General features: G+C 74.6%; 12 protein-coding genes. 9 read left to right on the forward strand and 3 right to left on the reverse strand.

Annotated elements, in window-relative coordinates:
• The first annotated feature begins 120 nt into the window (after nt 1-120).
• From ACWEO5_RS12000 to ACWEO5_RS12015, 4 genes are all read left to right on the forward strand, one after another.
• Nucleotides 121-1,761 carry an amidohydrolase gene (locus tag ACWEO5_RS12000; protein WP_452162288.1) on the forward strand — a complete coding sequence of 547 codons (1,641 nt, stop codon included), beginning with the start codon at nt 121-123 and terminating at the stop codon, nt 1,759-1,761.
• A 288-nt stretch (nt 1,762-2,049) separates the two neighbouring features.
• Nucleotides 2,050-3,069 carry a hypothetical protein gene (locus ACWEO5_RS12005; protein WP_452162289.1) on the forward strand — a complete coding sequence of 340 codons (1,020 nt, stop codon included), beginning with the start codon at nt 2,050-2,052 and terminating at the stop codon, nt 3,067-3,069.
• 127 nt (nt 3,070-3,196) lie between these two features.
• Nucleotides 3,197-5,122 carry an HSP90 family protein gene (locus ACWEO5_RS12010; RefSeq protein WP_452162290.1) on the forward strand — a complete coding sequence of 642 codons (1,926 nt, stop codon included), beginning with the start codon at nt 3,197-3,199 and terminating at the stop codon, nt 5,120-5,122.
• Nucleotides 5,122-8,064, forward strand: coding sequence for a hypothetical protein (locus tag ACWEO5_RS12015; protein ID WP_452162291.1), 2,943 nt, complete (start codon nt 5,122-5,124; stop codon nt 8,062-8,064). The genes ACWEO5_RS12010 and ACWEO5_RS12015 overlap by 1 nt, the downstream gene beginning before the upstream one ends.
• Nucleotides 8,065-8,140: 76 nt before the next feature.
• On the opposite strand, the gene ACWEO5_RS12020 is transcribed toward ACWEO5_RS12015, so the two are convergent.
• Together ACWEO5_RS12020 and ACWEO5_RS12025 are read right to left on the reverse strand one after the other, a co-directional pair.
• Entirely contained in the window at nt 8,141-9,706 is a 1,566-nt protein-coding gene (locus tag ACWEO5_RS12020) for an adenosine deaminase family protein (RefSeq protein WP_452162292.1), read from the reverse strand.
• A gap of 125 nt (nt 9,707-9,831) precedes the next feature.
• Entirely contained in the window at nt 9,832-10,260 is a 429-nt protein-coding gene (locus ACWEO5_RS12025; RefSeq protein WP_344553248.1) for a DUF5997 family protein, read from the reverse strand.
• Nucleotides 10,261-10,336: 76 nt separating this feature from the next.
• Here ACWEO5_RS12025 and ACWEO5_RS12030 point away from each other — a divergent pair, with 76 nt between their 5' ends.
• The 4 genes from ACWEO5_RS12030 to galT all read left to right on the forward strand — a co-directional run bounded on the left by ACWEO5_RS12030 (nt 10,337) and on the right by galT (nt 14,831).
• Complete coding sequence (locus ACWEO5_RS12030) at nt 10,337-11,131, forward strand: LysR family substrate-binding domain-containing protein (RefSeq protein ID WP_452162293.1); 795 nt, start codon at nt 10,337-10,339, stop codon at nt 11,129-11,131.
• 441 nt (nt 11,132-11,572) lie between these two features.
• Nucleotides 11,573-11,782: a DUF397 domain-containing protein gene (locus tag ACWEO5_RS12035; RefSeq protein ID WP_452162294.1), complete on the forward strand. Its 210-nt coding sequence runs from the start codon at nt 11,573-11,575 to the stop codon at nt 11,780-11,782.
• A 184-nt stretch (nt 11,783-11,966) separates the two neighbouring features.
• A complete protein-coding gene (gene pgm, locus ACWEO5_RS12040; RefSeq protein ID WP_452162295.1) occupies nt 11,967-13,610 on the forward strand; it encodes a phosphoglucomutase (alpha-D-glucose-1,6-bisphosphate-dependent) in 1,644 nt (547 codons plus the stop codon).
• Between the two features lie 138 nt (nt 13,611-13,748).
• The gene (gene galT / locus ACWEO5_RS12045; RefSeq protein ID WP_452162296.1) at nt 13,749-14,831 is read left to right on the forward strand and encodes a galactose-1-phosphate uridylyltransferase; all 1,083 of its coding nucleotides are present in this window, start codon (nt 13,749-13,751) and stop codon (nt 14,829-14,831) included.
• A 283-nt stretch (nt 14,832-15,114) separates the two neighbouring features.
• On the opposite strand, the gene galK is transcribed toward galT, so the two are convergent.
• Nucleotides 15,115-16,272: a galactokinase gene (galK, locus tag ACWEO5_RS12050; protein WP_452162297.1), complete on the reverse strand. Its 1,158-nt coding sequence runs from the start codon at nt 16,270-16,272 to the stop codon at nt 15,115-15,117.
• A 144-nt stretch (nt 16,273-16,416) separates the two neighbouring features.
• Here galK and ACWEO5_RS12055 point away from each other — a divergent pair, with 144 nt between their 5' ends.
• Nucleotides 16,417-17,199 carry a DeoR/GlpR family DNA-binding transcription regulator gene (locus tag ACWEO5_RS12055; RefSeq protein WP_452162298.1) on the forward strand — a complete coding sequence of 261 codons (783 nt, stop codon included), beginning with the start codon at nt 16,417-16,419 and terminating at the stop codon, nt 17,197-17,199.
• Nucleotides 17,200-17,634: the final 435 nt, after the last annotated feature.

Below are 17,634 nucleotides of genomic sequence, written 5' to 3' on the forward strand. Positions count from 1 at the left end.
CGGCCCCGCCGGCCCCGCCGGCCCCGCCGACCCCGCCGGCCCCGCCGGCCCCGAACCCGCCACCGCCGCCTGACCCCGGCCCCGACTCCCGTACCCCACGCAGAAAACGGAGCACCACCCATGAACCGTGCCGACCTGGTCTTCACCGGCGGGCCGATCCACACCGGCGACGCCGCCCGCACCCGGGCGAGCGCGCTGGCCGTCACCGGCGAGCGGATCACCGCGGTGGGCCACGACGAGGTACGGGAGTTGATCGGCCCCGGCACCGAAGTCGTCGACCTGCACGGCAAGTTGCTGGTCGCCGGCTTCCAGGACGCCCACGTGCACGCCGTCTACGGCGGCCTGGAGATGGCCGCCTGCGACCTCACCGGTACCGTCACCGTCACCGACTACCTGGCCCGGATCGCCGAGTACGCCGCCGCCCACCCCGAGAAGGAGTGGATCACCGGCGGCGGCTGGTCGATGGAGAGCTTCGACGGCGGCCTGCCCACCCGCCGACTCCTCGACTCGGTCGTCCCCGACCGCCCGGTGCTCCTCGCCAACCGCGACCACCACGGCGCCTGGGCCAACACCCGCGCCCTGGAACTCGCCGGACTCACCCGCGACACCCCCGATCCGGCCGACGGCCGGATCGAGCGCGAGGCCGACGGCACCCCCAGCGGCATGCTCCAGGAGGGCGCCGTCGGCCTGGTCGGCCGGCACGCCCCCGCCCCCACCGCCGCCGACCGCCTCGCCGCCCTGCACAGCGCCCAGGCGATGCTGCACTCGCTCGGCATCACCGCCTGGCAGGACGCCCTGCTCGGCGAGTTCGGCGGCAACCCCGACCCCTCCGACGCCTACCTCACCGCCGCCCGGGACGGCACCCTCACCGCCCGCGTCGTCGGCGCCCTGTGGTGGGACCGCGAACGCGGCGCCGACCAGATCCCCGAACTCGTCGCCCGCCGGGAGAAGTACGGCCACGGCCGGTTCCGGGCGAGCTCGGTCAAGATCATGCAGGACGGCATCGCCGAGAACTTCACCGCCGCCCTCACCGCCCCCTACCTGGACGGCTGCGGCTGCGCCACCGGCAACAGCGGCCTCAGCTTCGTCGACCCGGCCGCGCTGCGCGAGCACGTCACCGCCCTCGACGCGCTCGACTTCCAGGTGCACTTCCACGCCCTCGGCGACCGCGCCGTCCGCGAGGCCCTGGACGCGGTCGAGGCCGCCGTCGCCGCCAACGGCCGCCGCGGCAACCGCCACCACCTCGCCCACCTCCAGGTCGTCCACCCCGACGACCTCGCCCGGTTCGCCGAGCTCGGCGCCCTCGCCAACATCCAGCCGCTCTGGGCCGCCCACGAACCGCAGATGGACGAACTCACCATCCCCTTCCTCGGCCCCGAACGCGCCACCTGGCAGTACCCGTTCGGCAGCCTGCTGCGCACCGGCGCCACCCTCGCCGCCGGCTCCGACTGGCCGGTCTCCAGCGCCGTCCCGATCGACGGCATCCACGTCGCCGTCAACCGCCGCGAACCCGGCGCCGGCCCCGACGTCCCGGTCTTCCTGCCCGAACAGCGCCTCGACCTCGCCACCGCCCTGGCCGCCTACACCAGCGGCACCGCCCACCTCAACCGCCTCGACGACACCGGCGTGCTGCGCCCCGGCAACCTCGCCGACCTGGTCCTCCTCGACCGTGACCCGTTCGCCGCCCCCGCCGAGCAGATCGCCGAGACCCGCGTCCTGCGCACCTACGTCGGCGGCCGCGCCGTCCACACCGCCGAATAGCGAGCCCCGACAGGGGCTCGGGGAACGGCGAGGCCCGGTCTGCTGACGGTGCACTGCCGGAGCGCGCATCGGCTTCCGGTTCCTGTCACTGCACGCAGCAGCACGAACCTCCGATGGGCTCCGACCGCCGGCAGCACGGACTCGCCGTGCCCCGAGCCCCTGCTGTGGTTGCCCACCCGCTGAAAACCCTTCGCACACCTGTCGCACGGACGTGATAGGAATCTCGGTCCGGGGACCGCCACGCGCGGCCCCCGCGAGAACGCGAAGCACTTCGGAGGGGATCCGGGAATGGGACTGTTCGCACGGCTGCTCGGCCGCCGCGACACCGGCGAGGACCACCCGGCGGCCACCGCCGCATCGACGGCCGCGGCCGCGCCGCCGCAGGGGCGCCCCGTCATCGACCCGGCGTTCGGCGACGCCGAACTGGCCAGGCTGCGGGCCTTCGTCGGGGTCGGCTCCTGGCCCGGCGCCCGGGCGGTCCTGGACGCCGCCGCCGACCAGGACGAGCTGACGCTGATGGTCGAGGCCGTCGCGGACGTCAAGGGCGCCGAGACGCTGATCGGCCGGGCGCTCGCCTCCGCTCCCGACGACGCGCTGCTGCAACTCGCCCAGGGCGCCCGGCACGTCAGCTGGGCCTGGGAGGCCCGGACCAGGGCCAGCGCCCGGAACGTCAGCGAGGAGCAGTGGAAGCTCTTCCACGAACGGCTGGACAGCGCCGAGGAGCACCTCTACCGGGCCGCCGAACTCGACCCGGAGCTGCTCGGGCCCTGGTACTTCCTGCAGATCAGCGGCCGCGGCGCCTCGATCGACCGGGAGGCCGCCCGCCACCGCTTCGAGGCCGCGCTGCGCCGCCGCCCCGGCCACCTCGCCTCGCACCGCCAGCGCCTCCAGCAGCTGTGCGAGAAGTGGCAGGGCTCGCACGAGCAGATGCACGCCTTCGCCCGCGGCGCGATGCTCGCCGCCCCGGAGGGCAGCCCGCTCGGCGAACTGGTCGCCCGCGCGCACATCGAGCACTGGCTCTCGCTGCCGCCCGAGGAGGACGCCGCGTACATGGCCCAGGAGCACGTCCGCGGGCAGTTGCACGAGGCCGCCGACCGCTCGGTGCGGCACCCCGACTACCGCCGCGGCCGGGACTGGCCGATCGCCCACAACGTGTTCGCGATGGCGTTCGCGCTCTCCGGGCAGCCCGCCGCCGCCCACCTGTTCTTCGCCGAGCTCGGCGACCGCGCCACCGAACTGCCGTGGGGCTACTGGGGCGACGCGGCCGAGGTGTACGAGCGCACCCGCCTGCGCTGCGCCAAGGGCTGACCCCCGCCCGTCCCCCGCCGGCCACGCCCGCCCGTCCCCCGCCGGCCACGCCCACCGGGCTCCCCGCGCCCCGCCCCATCCCGCCCCGCCCCGACCTCCACCCGCACCAGCCGAAGGACCAGCCCCGGTGACCCCGAACGAGCCCAGCGCGCAGCACACCTTCCAGGTGGACCTGCGCGGCCTGGTCGACCTGCTCTCCCACCACCTGTACTCCAGCCCCCGCGTCTACCTGCGCGAACTGCTGCAGAACGCGGTCGACGCGATCACCGCCCGGCAGGCCCTCGACCCGGCCGCGCCCGCGGAGATCACCGTCACCACCGGCGACGCCTTCTCGGTCTCCGACACCGGCGTCGGCCTCACCGAGGCCGACGTGCACACCTTCCTGGCCACCATCGGCCGCAGCTCCAAGCGGACCCCCGACGGGGACCTGGACGCCGGCCAACTCGCGGACGCCCGAGCCGAGTTCATCGGCCAGTTCGGCATCGGCCTGCTCGCCTGCTTCGTGGTCGCCGACGAGATCACCGTCACCACCCGCTCCGCCCGCACCCCCGACGCGCCGGTGGTCGAGTGGCGCGGCCGCTCCGACGGCCGCTACACCATCACCACCCTGCCCGCCGACGCCCGCCCCGAGCCCGGCACCACCGTCACCCTCACCCCGCGCGCCGACGCCGAGGAGTGGACCGCCCCGCACCGGGTCCTCGAACTCGCCCGGCACTACGGCAGCCTGCTGCGCCACCGGGTCACCGTGGTCGACGGCGCCGGGCGCGGCACGCAGATCAACCGGACTCCCGCGCCCTGGGCCCGCCGCCACGACACCCCCGCCGCCCGGCGCGAGGCGCTCACCGCGCACTGCCGCGACACCTTCGACTTCACCCCGCTCGACACCATCGACCTCGACCTGCCGCTGGTCGGCCTCAGCGGCGTCGCCTACGTGCTGCCCGAGGCCGTCCCGCCGTCCCGCCGGGCCGGGCACCGGGTGCACCTCAAGGGCATGCTGCTGTCCGATCAGGCCGACGAACTGCTCCCCGAGTGGGCGTTCTTCGTGCGCTGCGTGGTCGACGCCGAACGGCTGCGCCCCACCGCCTCCCGCGAGGCGCTGTACGCCGACGAGACGCTCGCCGCCGTCCGGGACGCGCTCGGCCTGCGGATCCGCGACTGGCTGACCGACCTGTCCGCCAGCGATCCCGGCCTGCTGCACCGCTTCCTGTCCGTGCACCACCTGGCCGTCAAGGCGCTGGCCCGGCACGACGACGAGTTGCTGCGGATGCTGCTGCCCTGGCTGCCGTTCGAGACCACCGACGGCAACGTCACGCTCGACGAGTTCGCCCGGGCCCACCCGGTGGTGCTGGTCACCCGCACCGTCGAGGAGTTCCGCCAGGTCGCCCCGATCGCCGGCGCGGCCGGCCTGGGCGTCATCAACGGCGGCTACACCTACGACCGGGACCTCGTCCACCGGCTGCCCGAGATCCGCACCGGCACCACCGTCGCCGACCTCGACCCGGCCACCGTCACCGCGCACCTGGACAACGTCGACCCGGCCACCGAACTGGCCGCCGCCGCGTTCCTCGCCACCGCCCGCCAGGTCCTCGGCCGCTTCGACTGCGACGTCGCGCTGCGCACCTTCCACCCCAGCAGCGCCCCCGCCCTGCTGCTCGACGACCGCGAGGCCCGGCACGAGCGCACCCGCACCCGACTCGCCGACCAGGCCGACGGGTTGTGGGCCGACATCCTCGGCTCGCTGGGCAGCTCCGCGCCGCGCGCCCAGCTGGTGCTCAACCACCTCAACCCGCTGGTGCGCCGGGCCGCCGCGATCCGGCACCCCGAACTCGCCACCACCACCGTCGAGGCGCTCTACGGCCAGGCCCTGCTGCTGGCCCGCCGCCCGCTGAAGGCCAGCGAGTCCGCCCTGCTGAACCGCTCCTTCCTCGCCCTGCTCGACCACGCCATGCTCGGCCACGAGCCCGCCGCCACCGGCCAGGCCGGTCCCGCCGCCACCGGTCAGGCCGGTCCCGGCGCGCAGAACCCGCCCGCCACGCCGCACCAGGAGCCCTGATGCTCGACACCATCGACGCCGTCCGGGCCGCCCTGCGCGCCAACGACGAACTCCCGTACGGCCGCCCGCGCACCGTCACCGCCGAGGAACTCGTCGACGCCGCCGAGCAGTTCGACGATCCCGAGCTGCTCGCCGTCGCCCTGCTGGAGCTGACCGAGGCGTACGAGTACGACGCCGAGCAGCGCAAGCTGCCGGTGGCCTTCGCCCGGATCGCCAAGCTCCGCGAGGAGCACCCCGACGGCTTCGGCGACTGGGAGAACCACGCCACCGACTGGCGCTACAAGTGGGTCGCGGCCGCGCTGCTGAGCGTCCCCGAGGTGCCGCTGGAGGCGGTCCGCCGCTGGCACGGCGAACTGCGCTCGCACTACCTCGCCCAGGGCCACGACCTGCAGCCCTACCACGCCCGGCAGTACCAGCTGGCCGTGCACACCGGCGAGGGCGTCCAGGACGCGTTCGAGCGGTGGGCCACCCGCTGGCGCTCCCGCTACAGCGACTGCCACGCCTGCGAACTGCGCGAGCAGGCCCTGCACTTCGTCCGGCTCGGCGACGACGAGCGGGCCCTGGAGGTCTGGCGGCCGGTGTTCTCCGGCGAGCGCTCCTGCTCCGAGGAACCGCACGTCAGCCGGGCCCTGGCGCTGCTGCCGCTGCTGCGCACCGGCCGGGTCGAGGAGGCCCGCTCCGCCCACCTGACCGGCTACCGCTGGGCCCGCGGCCGCTCCGCCGCCGCCGAACCGGTCGGCCTGCACCTGGAGTTCTGCGCGCTCACCCGCAACGAGCCGCGCGGCCTGGAGATCCTGGCCGAGAACCGGGACCTGTTCGACCGGCACGGCGACCCGCTGGCCCGGCTGCACTTCCTCACCGGCGCCCAGCTCCTGCTGGGCCGGCTGGTCGAGGACGGCCACGGCGGCGTCCCGGTGGCCGGCCCGCCCGGCGCACACCGCACCGCCGCCGCCCTGTACGCCGAACTGCGCACCGAGGGCGACGAGTTGGCCGCCCGCTTCGACGCCCGCAACGGCACCGGCGCGGTCGGCGGAGCCCGCCGGGCCCGGCTGGCCCGCACCCCGCTGGTCGCCGAACCGCTGCCGCTCGGCCTGCGCGCCGCCACCCCCGCCGCTACCCCCGCAGCCGCCCCGGCCGCCCCCGACGCCCCGGGCCGGCCCGCCGATCTGGCTGAACTCGTGTCCAAGGCACGCGAGTTGAGCGTCACCAACCACCCCGAGTCGATCCTGCACTGGAACCGGATCGCCGCCCTGATCGAGGCCCCCGACCACCGGCACCCCGAGGACGCCGAGCAGTCCGGCCTCGGATCGCTCGTCCAGCTGAAGGCCGAACTCGCCCTGGAACGCGCCTTCGAGGAGCACCTCCCGGACGAGCAGGCCGACGCGCTGTACGCCTCGGCCGCCGAGCTGTTCGAGCAGGCCGGGCTGACCGCCCGCGCCCTCGCCTGCCGGGCCCGGCAGGCCGTCCCCCGGCATGACCGCCCCGGCGACCTCCGGCTGATCCGCGAAGTGCGGGCCCAACTGGAGGAGTTGGCGGAAGCCGGGGCCCCGTTCGGCGGCCGCGAACTGGTCGCCGTGCTCCAGGTCCAGGCCAGCGCCGAACTGCGCGCCGTCTTCCAGAGCGCCTCCGGGGAGGGCGGCCCCGACCGCCCCCGGTCGGATCCGGACCCGCAGGCGCTCGCCGAGGCCGAGGCCACCCTCGAACTGCTCCACACCGAGGCGGCCCGGTACGGCCTGCCGCACCGCCAGGCCAACGCCCGCCTGTTCGGCGCCCGGATCCGCTTCCTGGTCGAACGCGGGCAGGAGGACGCCGACTTCGCCGAGTCCGAGCGGCTGGTCGCCGAGGCCGAGCGGCTGATCGAACAGGCCGGCGCCCCCTGGCGGCTCGCCTACGTCCACGGCCAGCGCGGCGAACTCGCCCTCGGCCGGGGCGACCTGGAAGCGGCGGTGGAGCACTTCCAGCGGTCCACCGCGGTCTCCGCCCGGTACGGCGACCGCTCCGGCACCGCCGCCCGGGCCCACGAGGGCCTGGCCCGCGCCCACCTCTGCCTGGACCGCCACGCCGAGGCCGCCGGGGCGCTCACCGAGGCCGCCGCCCGCTACGACCGCCTCGGCGCGGCCGGCGAGGCCGCGTCCGCCCGCATCATGCTCGGCCAGGCGCTGTGCAACGCCGGACGCCCCGACGACGGCGTGGCCGTCCTCGAATCCGTGCTGCTGGAGCCCGCGTTCGCCGAACTCGACGTCCGCGAGCAGGCCCAGGCCCGGCTCAGCCTGGCGCGCGGCCTGCGCGGGGCCGGCGAACCCCGGGCCGCCGCCGAGGAGTACCTGCTGCTCGCCGACCGGGTCGCCGGCTTCGAGGAGAAGCACATCCTCACCATGGTCGCCGCCGAGGCCGCCGTCGCCCTCGCCGTCGCCGAACAGTGGCCCGCCGCCGACCTCGCCCGGCAGCGCGCCCTGGAGGCGCACCGGGCCGGCCCGCACCCCGACGCGGTCTTCGACATGCTGCTGCGCCAGGGCCGCCACCTCGCCGAGCTGCACGACGAGGCGCACCCCGAGGCCGCCGAGCGGGCGCTGGCCCGGCTGGCGGAGGCCGCCGAGGTCGCGGACACCGCCGAACGCGAAGGCCAGGAGTTCGGCTACGGCTGCCCCGAGGGCACCCTGCACGACACCCGGTCCCGCACCCTGAGCACCCTGGGCCGGGACGAGGAGGCGCTCGCCGAGATGGAACTCGCCATCGCCGCGTTCGCCGCCCGGGGCGCCGACGCGTACCACGGGCGGGCCGAGTCGATCCGGGTCGCCGCCGTCCTGGAGGCCAACCGCCTCGACCGCCCCGACGCCGCCCGGGCCCGCCTGGACGCCGCCATCGCGGAACTCACCGCCGCCGGCGCCCCCGACGCCGCCGAACCGCTGGTCGAACTGCGCGCCCACCTGGCCCGGCACTGACCGCACCCGCCGCGCACACCGGCGGCCCGCCGGGGAACCACCCCCCGGCGGGCCGCCGACCCGCTTCCCCCGCGGGCTACTTCAGCCCCAGCACCGAAGCCTCGAAGCTGCGGAACGCGCCCTCCTGCTTCCACTCCAGCGCCGCCTTCGGGCTGGCCGCCAGCAGCGCCGCGCACTTCGGCGTCGGGTTCTGCGCCCCGATCGGCCGGCCCTGGCACTCCGGCACCGGCTTGAACCCGTCGCGGTCCCGCCACAGGCTGCGGCCCGCCACGAAGCCGTACTCCAGCGAGTTGCGCGCCAGGTCCTTCAGGTCGGTGTAGCTCAGGTCGTACGTCCGCGCCGCCCGCACGTACTCGTGGGTGATGTCGATCCGCTCCACGCCCGGGTCGTCGGTGGCCAGCGCGGTCGGCACCCCGTACTTCCGGTACAGCGGGAACGGGTGCTGCGCCCCCTCGACCTGGAGGATCTGCGCGTTCGAGGTCAGCGGCACCTCGACCAGCACCTTGCGCTCGGCCAGGGTGCGCAGCAGGTCCGCCGAGTCGTCCTCGTGGGTGACGTCCACGCCGTGCCCGATCCGCTCGGCCTGGCCGGTCAGCACGGCCTGCCGGATGTGGAAGGTCAGGTCCTCCGGCTTGACCAGCCCGGGCACCAACTCGCCCGCGTGCAGGCTGACGTGGGCCTTCGGGTAGAGCGGACGCAGGTACTGGAGCATCTGCATCTGGAGCTGGTAGTTCTCCAGCGACGCCTGGTAGTCCTCCGGCTGGACCAGGTTCACCGCGACGAACCGGTCGTCCTGGGAGGCGAGTTCCAGGCCGATCAGCAGCTGGGCGAACACCCGCGCCGGGGTGGACGCCCGGGACGCCTGGGACTGGATCCGCACCGTCACCGAGCAGCCCGGCCGGGCCTGCGCGGTGCCGCACCGCTCGGTGGCCTGGTACTCGGCCATCGCCCGGTCCAGGTCGGCGCGGGCCGAGTCCACCAGGCCCTGCATCTGGCCGCCGGCCAGCAGCTTCTGCCGCAGCGCCGCGAAGTCGGGGTCGAAGCCGACCTTGGCGGCCAGCGCCGCGACCCCGCCGGAGGACGGCGTCAGCATGGTCTCCAGGTAGCTCTGGTGCTGGGCCGCCATGGTGTCGGTGACCTCGGCGAGCATCGTGCCCGGGTGGCGCCAGCTGGCCTCGCCGAACTTGCCGAAGGTGGCGAAGAAGTGGTCGTGGCCGGACTCCGCGCCCGGCGTGAAGTCCTGCATCGACCAGGCCCGGATCACCCGGGTGCGGAACTCGCCCTCCGGCAGCGCGTCCGCCGCGGGCCGCAGGGTGCCCTGGCACGGGCCGGTGGCGGAGTCGAGGGTCACCGAGTCGATGCACAGGTCGTCCTGCGCGGCCAGCTGGATCAGCAGCTCGGTGGTGACCGCGCCGGAGAGGTGGTTGTGCAGGTCGCCGCCCTTGGGCATCGCCCGCAGGAAGGCGTCCAGCCGCGCCGGGTCCCGCCGGATCCCGTCCAGCAGGCCGTTGACGGCCGCCTCGGTGGGACGGGAGCCGGCCCGGTCGGCGGCGTGGGCAGTGGGAGCGAGCGGCAGCAGCAGGGCCGCGCAGGCGACGAGAGCTGCCGAGGAGGTACGGCGTAGCGACATCATGATCGCCATGCTGACGGACCGTCAGCCGCCGTACCCCGCAAAGCCGTTCATGGCGTGCGCACATCATCCGAAAGAGTGCCGCCGACCGGCGACGCTCCCGACGGACGTTCGAATCCCGCCGCCCGAGGACGACGCTACTTGCGCTTGGCCTTCCCGGCCGCCCGCTCGGCCTTCACCTTCGCGGCCTTCTCCGCCGCCGCCTGCACCCGCTGCGCCTCCTTGCGTACGTCGGCCTGCAGGGCGCGCTCGCGGCGCAGCCACTCCGGGTCCTCCTCGCGCAGCGCGTCGATCTGCTCGGTGGTCAGCGCCTCGGTGATCCCGGCGCGGTTCAGACCGGTCACCGAGATGCCGAGCCGCGAAGCCACCACCTGGCGCGGGTGCGGACCGTTGCGGCGCAGGTCGGCGAGCCACTGCGGCGGCTCGGCCTGCATCGCGTTGAGCTCGTCGCGGGAGACGACGCCCGCCTGGAACTCGGCGGGGGTCGCCGCCAGGTAGATCCCCAGCTTCTTGGCCGCGGTCGCGGGCTTCATGGTCTGGGAGGTCTTGGGCTTGGGCGTAGTCATGCGACAAGGGTATAGGGAACGCGCCCCTGCCCAGCTCACGGCCGTCCCGCCGCCCGCGCCCGCTAGCCTGGAGCCCGTGACCGAGACCGAGAACCAGCCGTCCCCCGCCTCCTTCCGCCTGGTGTACGTGCCGGGGGTGACGCCCACCAAGTGGCTGCGGGTGTGGGAGGAGCGGCTGCCGGACGTCCCGGTCGAGCTGCTGCAGTCGGCGCCCGCCGAGGGCCGCGCCCTGCTGCTGTCCGGCGGCGCGGACGCCGGGCTGGTCCGGCTGCCGGTGGACCGGACGGTGCTCAGTGCGATCCCGCTGTACACCGAGACCACCGTCGTGGTGTTCCCCAAGGACCACTGGCTGGCCGCCGCCGAGGAGGTCACCGCCGCCGACCTCGCCGAGGAGGTCGTCTTCCACCCGCAGGACGACACCCTCGACTGGCCCGAGCTCCCCGGGCGCCCCGCCTTCGAGCGGCCCGCCACCACCGCCGACGCGATCGAACTGGTCGCCGCCAACGTCGGCGTCCTCGCCGTCCCGCAGTCGCTGGCCCGGCTGCACCACCGCCGCGACCTCACCTACCGCACCCTGGCCGACGTCCCGCAGTCGCAGGTCGCCCTGGCCTGGCCGGAGGAGGCCACCACCGACCTGGTCGAGGAGTTCATCGGCATCGTCCGCGGCCGCACCGCCAACAGCTCCCGCGGCCGCACCGCCGCCGCCGAGGAGCAGCGCCGCCCCTCCAGCACCAAGAAGTCCAAGCCCCAGCCCCAGCAGCGCACCCCCCAGGCCGGCGGCAAGCCCAGGCCCAAGCCCGGCCAGCGCACCGGCGGCGCCCGCACCGGCCAGCCCAAGCGCGGCGGCAGCGGCGGCGGCCGCAAGAAGTAGCCGCCCGCCCGGCGGGGGAGACGGCCGAGGACCGGGCTGCCGCCCGCGGAGCCGGGAGTGCGTCCCGGCATCCGCCCCGCACCCGCCTTCGGTCACCGCACGTTGCCACTTGCCTCCTTTGCGTTACGGGTGCCAAGGGGAATGGCTGGGCTGGCCGCGACTTGACGGAAGACGGCTGGGCCGAGTCGCAGGGGGTCAACTGTGCTGGAAGAGGGCGGAACTGACGCCATGAAGTCTCCCGCGCTCCGCTTCGGTGCGGAGCTCGCCAGGTCGCGGCGGGCGCGAGGGTGGTCCCAGATCAAAGTGCCAGGCGCGCGGTTACGTGGAGCGCGGCCGGACCATGCTGGCGGCCTGGGAGAGCGACTACGATCGGCTCCAGGTCGAGTCGCTGTCCACGGCGGCGACGCTCGCCAGGGTCCGCGTGCTCCGGAAGGAACTGTGATGAAGGTCGATCTGGTCGGCGCCCACTGGGTGAAGAGCAGCTACAGCGGCAACGGCGGCAACTGCGTGGAGTGGGCACCCGGAGCGCGCGCCGGTGTCGTGCCGGTCCGCGACTCCAAGGACCCGCACGGTCCGGCCCTGGTGTTCCCCTCGTCCGGCTTCGCCGCCTTCGTCGCGGCGGTCAAGTCCGGCCGGTTCGGCGAGATCTGAGGCCAGGCCGCCATCGGGAGCCCCGCCACTCGGGTGTGCGGGGCTTCTCCGTGTCCGGGGCGGGTACGCGTCCGCCGACGCCCCGTCGGCCACACGCCTCACGGCGTTCCCGCAGTTGACGCGCTGTGGCCCGCATGATGGTCGACGGGCATCCTTGCCGTACCGACCGAGGAGAGTAGCCACGATGGTGCACGCACGGGCCGGCCAGCCGGCGCAGCCGCAGGACCTGATCGACGTCGCCCGCCTGGTGACGGACTACTACGCGCTGCACCCGGATCCGGAGGACGTCGGACAGCGGGTCGCGTTCGGCACCTCGGGGCACCGGGGTTCGGCGCTGCGCACCGCCTTCAACGAGGACCACATCGCGGCCACCGCGCAGGCGATCTGCGACTACCGGGCCGAACAGGGCACCACCGGGCCGCTGTTCCTCGGCATCGACACCCACGCGCTGTCCGAGCCCGCCCGGGCCACCACGCTGGAGGTGCTGGCCGCCAACGGCGTCACGGTGCTGCTGGACACCGCCGACGGCTACACGCCGACCCCGGCGGTCTCGCACGCGATCCTCACCCACAACCGCACCGGCCCGGCCGCGCTCGCCGACGGCATCGTGGTGACGCCCTCGCACAACCCGCCCGCCGACGGCGGCTTCAAGTACAACCCGCCGCACGGCGGCCCCGCCGACTCCACCGCCACCGGCTGGATCGAGCGCCGGGCCAACGCGCTGCTCGCCGCGGGCCTGGAGGGCGTCCGCCGGGTCCCGTACGCCCGGGCGCTGGCCGCCGACACCACCGGCCGGTACGACTTCCTCGGCGCCTACGTCGACGACCTGCCCGCCGTGCTGAACCTGGACGCCGTCCGGGACGCGGGCCTGCGGATCGGCGCCGACCCGCTCGGCGGCGCCTCGGTGGCCTACTGGGGCCGGATCGCCGAGACCCACCGGCTCGACCTGACCGTGGTCAACCCGCTCGCCGACCCGACCTGGCGGTTCATGACGCTGGACTGGGACGGAAAGATCCGGATGGACTGCTCCTCCCCGTACGCGATGGCCTCGCTGATCGACAAGCGGGACGCCTACGCGCTGGCCACCGGCAACGACGCGGACGCCGACCGGCACGGCATCGTCACCCCCGACGGCGGGCTGATGAACCCCAACCACTACCTGGCCGTCGCCATCGACTACCTGTACCGGCACCGCGAGGGCTGGCCCGCCGCGGCGGCCGTTGGCAAGACCCTGGTGTCCTCCTCGATGATCGACCGGGTGGTAGCCGAGCTCGGCCGCGAACTGCTCGAAGTCCCGGTCGGCTTCAAGTGGTTCGTCGACGGCCTGCTGAACGGCACCGTCGCCTTCGGCGGCGAGGAGTCCGCGGGCGCGTCGTTCCTGCGCCGCGACGGCTCGCCGTGGACCACCGACAAGGACGGCGTCCTGCTGGCCCTGCTCGCCTCCGAGATCACCGCCGTCACCGGCAGCACCCCCTCGGCCCTGTACCGCGAGCTGGTCGCCCGGCACGGCGACCCCGTCTACGCCCGGGTCGACGCCCCCGCCGACCGGGCCCAGAAGGCGGCCCTGGCCGCGCTCGACGCCGACCGGGTCACCGCCGACACTCTGGCGGGCGAGCCGATCACCGCCGTGCTCACCCACGCCCCCGGCAACGGCGCCGCGATCGGCGGCCTCAAGGTCACCACCGAGAACGCCTGGTTCGCGGCCCGCCCCTCCGGCACCGAGGACGTCTACAAGATCTACGCCGAGAGCTTCCACGGCGCCGACCACCTGGCCGAGGTCCAGTCCGAGGCCCGCGAGCTGGTCGCCGAGGTCCTCGCCAAGAGCTGACCCCGCCCGTCCCGCCGCACCCCTCCGGTCCACCAGCCGGAGGGGTGTTGCATTGCGATGCACTCTGTTCGAAGATGTTTGATGTACGGCTCGCCCCTCCTGCGCCGAGCCGCGCCACGAACCACGAGGAGTGCCGCCGTGCACAAGACGGTGACCAAGCTGGCCGACGGCCGCGAACTGGTCTACTACGATGCCGAACCCACCGCGCGGGACGCCGTCGACCGGCGCCCGCTGGAGCCCACCGCGAGCGTCTCCGAGGTCCGGGTCGACCCGTTCAGCGGGGACGCGGTCACCATCGCCGCGCACCGCCAGAGCCGCACCTACCACCCGCCGGCCGCCGAGTGCCCGCTCTGCCCGTCCCGGGAGGGGCGGCTCAGCGAGATCCCGGCGGCGGACTACCAGGTCGCGGTGTTCGAGAACCGCTTCCCGTCGCTCGCCGACTCCTCCGCCGAGCACGTCGCCCCCTGGGCGGACGGCCCGTACGCGCTCACCCCCGGCACCGGCCGCTGCGAGGTGGTCTGCTTCACCTCCGACCACGCCGCCTCCTTCGCCGACCTCGACGAGCCGCGCGCCCGCCTCGTCCTGGACGCCTGGACCGACCGCACCGCCGAGCTGTACGCCCGCCCCGGCGTCCGGCAGGTCTACTGCTTCGAGAACCGCGGCGCCGAGATCGGCGTCACCCTGGGCCACCCGCACGGCCAGGTCTACGCCTTCCCGTTCACCACCCCGCGCACCGCGCTCGCCCTGGAGCGCGCCGCCGCCCACCTCGCCGCGACCGGCCGCAACCTGTACGACGACGTGCTGGCCGCCGAACGCGCCACCACCGGCAAGCCGGACTCCCGGGTGGTGCTGGCGGGCGAGCACTGGACGGCCTTCGTCCCGTTCGCCGCCCGCTGGCCGTACGAGGTGCACCTCTACCCCAACCGCCGGGTCGCCGACCTGACCGGCCTGGACGAGGCCGCCCGGGCCGAGTTCCCGCGGATCTACCTCGACCTGCTGCGCCGCTTCGACCGGCTGTTCCCCGGGCCCGCCCCGTACATCGCCGCCTGGCACCAGGCCCCCCAGCCCGCCACCGCCGAACTCGCCCTGCACCTGGAGCTGTTCACCCTCCGCCGGACCGCCGACAAGCTCAAGTACCTGGCCGGCACCGAGTCCGGCATGGGCGCCTTCATGAACGACGTCCGCCCCGAGGCCGCCGCCCGCACCCTGCGCGAGCTGTAGACCCCGCCCCCACCGAAAGGGCCCGGACCGCACGAGCGGTCCGGGCCCTTTTCCGTCGGCGGAAGACGAGACCCGACAGGGGCTCGGGGAACGGCGAGTCCGTGCCGCTGGTGGCCGGAGCCCATCGGAGGTCCGTGCTGCTGCGTGCAGTAACGGAACCGGAAGCCGATGCGCGCTCCGGCAGTGCACCGCTCGCAGACCGGGCCTCGCCGTTCCCCGAGCCCCTGGCGGGGGCTCTCGCCGTTCCCGGAGCCCCTGATTTCGCTTCCCGCCGTTCTCTACCTCAGGACACCCGGTGCGCGCCCTGCGCGGGCACCGCCGGGAACGCCTGCGGCGCGCCGAAGCCCGCCGCCGCGAACGCCTCGTGCACCGCCCGCTCGACCTCCGCCAGCCGGTCGGTGTCGACCAGGGCGAGCACCGAGCCGCCGAAGCCGCCGCCCATCATCCGGGCGCCCAGGGCGCCCGCCGCGTTCGCGGCGGCCACCGCCAGGTCGGTCTCCGGGCAGGAGACCCGGTAGTCGTCGCGCAGCGAGGCGTGTCCGGCGGTCAGCACCGGGCCCAGTGCCCGCGGGTCGCCCGCGTCGAGCAGGGCGATCACGTCCAGCACGCGCTGGTCCTCGGTCACCACGTGCCGCAGCAGCGGGCGCAGCTCGGCGGGCAACTTCTCCTCCGCCGCGGCCAGTTCGCCGGGGCCGATGTCGCGCAGCGCCCGCACCCCGAGCAGTTCGGCGGCCCGCTCGCAGCCCGCCCGCAGGCCCGCGTACGCGCCGTCGCCCAGGTCGTGCTTGACCCGGGTGTCGATCACCAGCAGGGAGAGGCCGACCGCGGGCAGGTCCAGCGGGACCTGGCGGCCGGCGAGGGTGCGGGTGTCGAGGAAGTAGGCGTGGCCCACGACGCAGCAGCTGGACGCCATCTGGTCGAGCGCGCCGCACGGCACCCCGACGTAGGCGTTCTCGGCGCGCTGGGCGAGCAGCGCCCGGCCGGGGGCGTCCAGGCCGAGGCCGTACAGCTCGTCCAGGGCGATCGCGGTGGCGCACTCCAGCGCGGCGGACGAGGACAGGCCCGCCCCGGTCGGCACGTCCGAGGCGAACGCCAGGTCGGCGCCGCCCACCGGGTGCCCGGCCTCGGCCAGCGCCCAGAACACGCCCGCCGGGTACGCGGCCCAGCCCGGCACCGAGCCCGGGGCCAGGTCGGCGAGCGCGAACTCGGCCACCGAGCCGTCGCCCTGCGCGCTGAACAGCCGCACCCGGCCGTCGTCCCGGCGGCGGGCCGCGACCCGGGTGGTGTGCGGGAGCGCGGCGGGCAGCACGTAGCCCTCGTTGTAGTCGGTGTGCTCGCCGATCAGGTTGATCCGGCCGGGAGCGGCCCAGACGCCCTCGGGGAAGCCGCCGAAGGCGGAGGCGAAGGAGGAGGCGGCATCGGTGGCGGCATCGGTGGTCATCGGGGCGCTCCAGCGGACGTTCACGGACGATCAGACGGTATATCCAACACATTCAAACACACCGCACCAGACTCGAACAGGGTGGCGGCGCCGCCCCGCGGACTATGCTGATCGCCTCCGCACCCCGATTCCCCGGAGGACACCGTGACGACCGACGGCGGACTGCTCGCCGACCAGCGCCGGGCCCTGATCCTCGACCTGGTCCGCCGCGACGGAGCCGTCAAGGTCGCCGAACTGGTCGACCAGCTCGGGGTGTCCGACATGACCGTCCGCCGCGACCTGGACGCGCTCGCCCGCACCGGCACCGTCCGCAAGGTCTACGGCGGCGCGGTCGCCCACACCACCAGCGCGGAGGAACCCGCCTTCGAGGCCAAGTCCACCCTGGCGGCCGAGACCAAGGCCGCCCTCGCCGAAGCCGCCGCCGCCCAGGTCCAGCCCGGCAGCGTGGTCGCCCTCTCCGCCGGCACCACCGCGTACGCCGTCGCCACCCGGCTGCTCGACGTCCCCGGCCTCACCGTGGTCACCAACTCGCTGCCGGTCGCCGAACTCCTCCGCTCCCGCGGCGAGAACGCCCCCGCCCTGCTGCTCACCGGCGGTGCCCCCACCCGCTCCGCCGCCCTGGTCGGCCCGCTCGCCGACCAGGCGATCCGCTCCCTGCACGTCGACCTGCTGCTGATCGGCGCCCACGGCGTCAGCGAACGCGCCGGCCTCACCACCCCCAACCTGGCCGAGGCCCAGACCAACCGCGCCCTGATCGCCTCCGCCCACCGCACCGTCGCCGTCGCCGACCACACCAAGTGGGGCGTCGTCGGCCTCAGCAGCTTCGCCGCCCTCACCGACCTCGACTGCTTCGTCACCGACCGCGCCCTGCCCGCCGAGGCCCGCGCCGTCCTCACCGAGTCCTGCGGCGAACTGCTGCTCGTCTGAGCGACCACGTAGCGACCCGTGGCGGACGGCTGGTCGGCCGACCCTGCCGGCGCCGAGGTCGGTGAACTCGGCCCACGTTCCCCTGGGAATTCAAAATTTTGGTCAAGCGCCTTTCCGGTTGCCGGCGGCTGGGTCACGCAGATGGCACGCATCGAATCGAGTCATGTCCGATTCGCGCATCCGATTCCCTTATGGAAGCTGATTCCGTGACGATCGGTCACGATTGCTCGCATTCCGGTCCGTTTGGTCGACGGCGAAGGATATTGCGAACGGGGGGCTCCGGCCATAACGTTTCGCAGCTTCTCGAATCCTCCTTCTTGCACGGGAACTGATGGCTGTTCACGTGCAGCGGCGGATCGCCCCCTACAGGAAGTGATCATGTCAAAATGGATCGGATAAATCGCCCCAGACTGGCGCGTAGTAGGCTCAGATACC

This window comes from Kitasatospora sp. NPDC004272 (assembly GCF_053603035.1).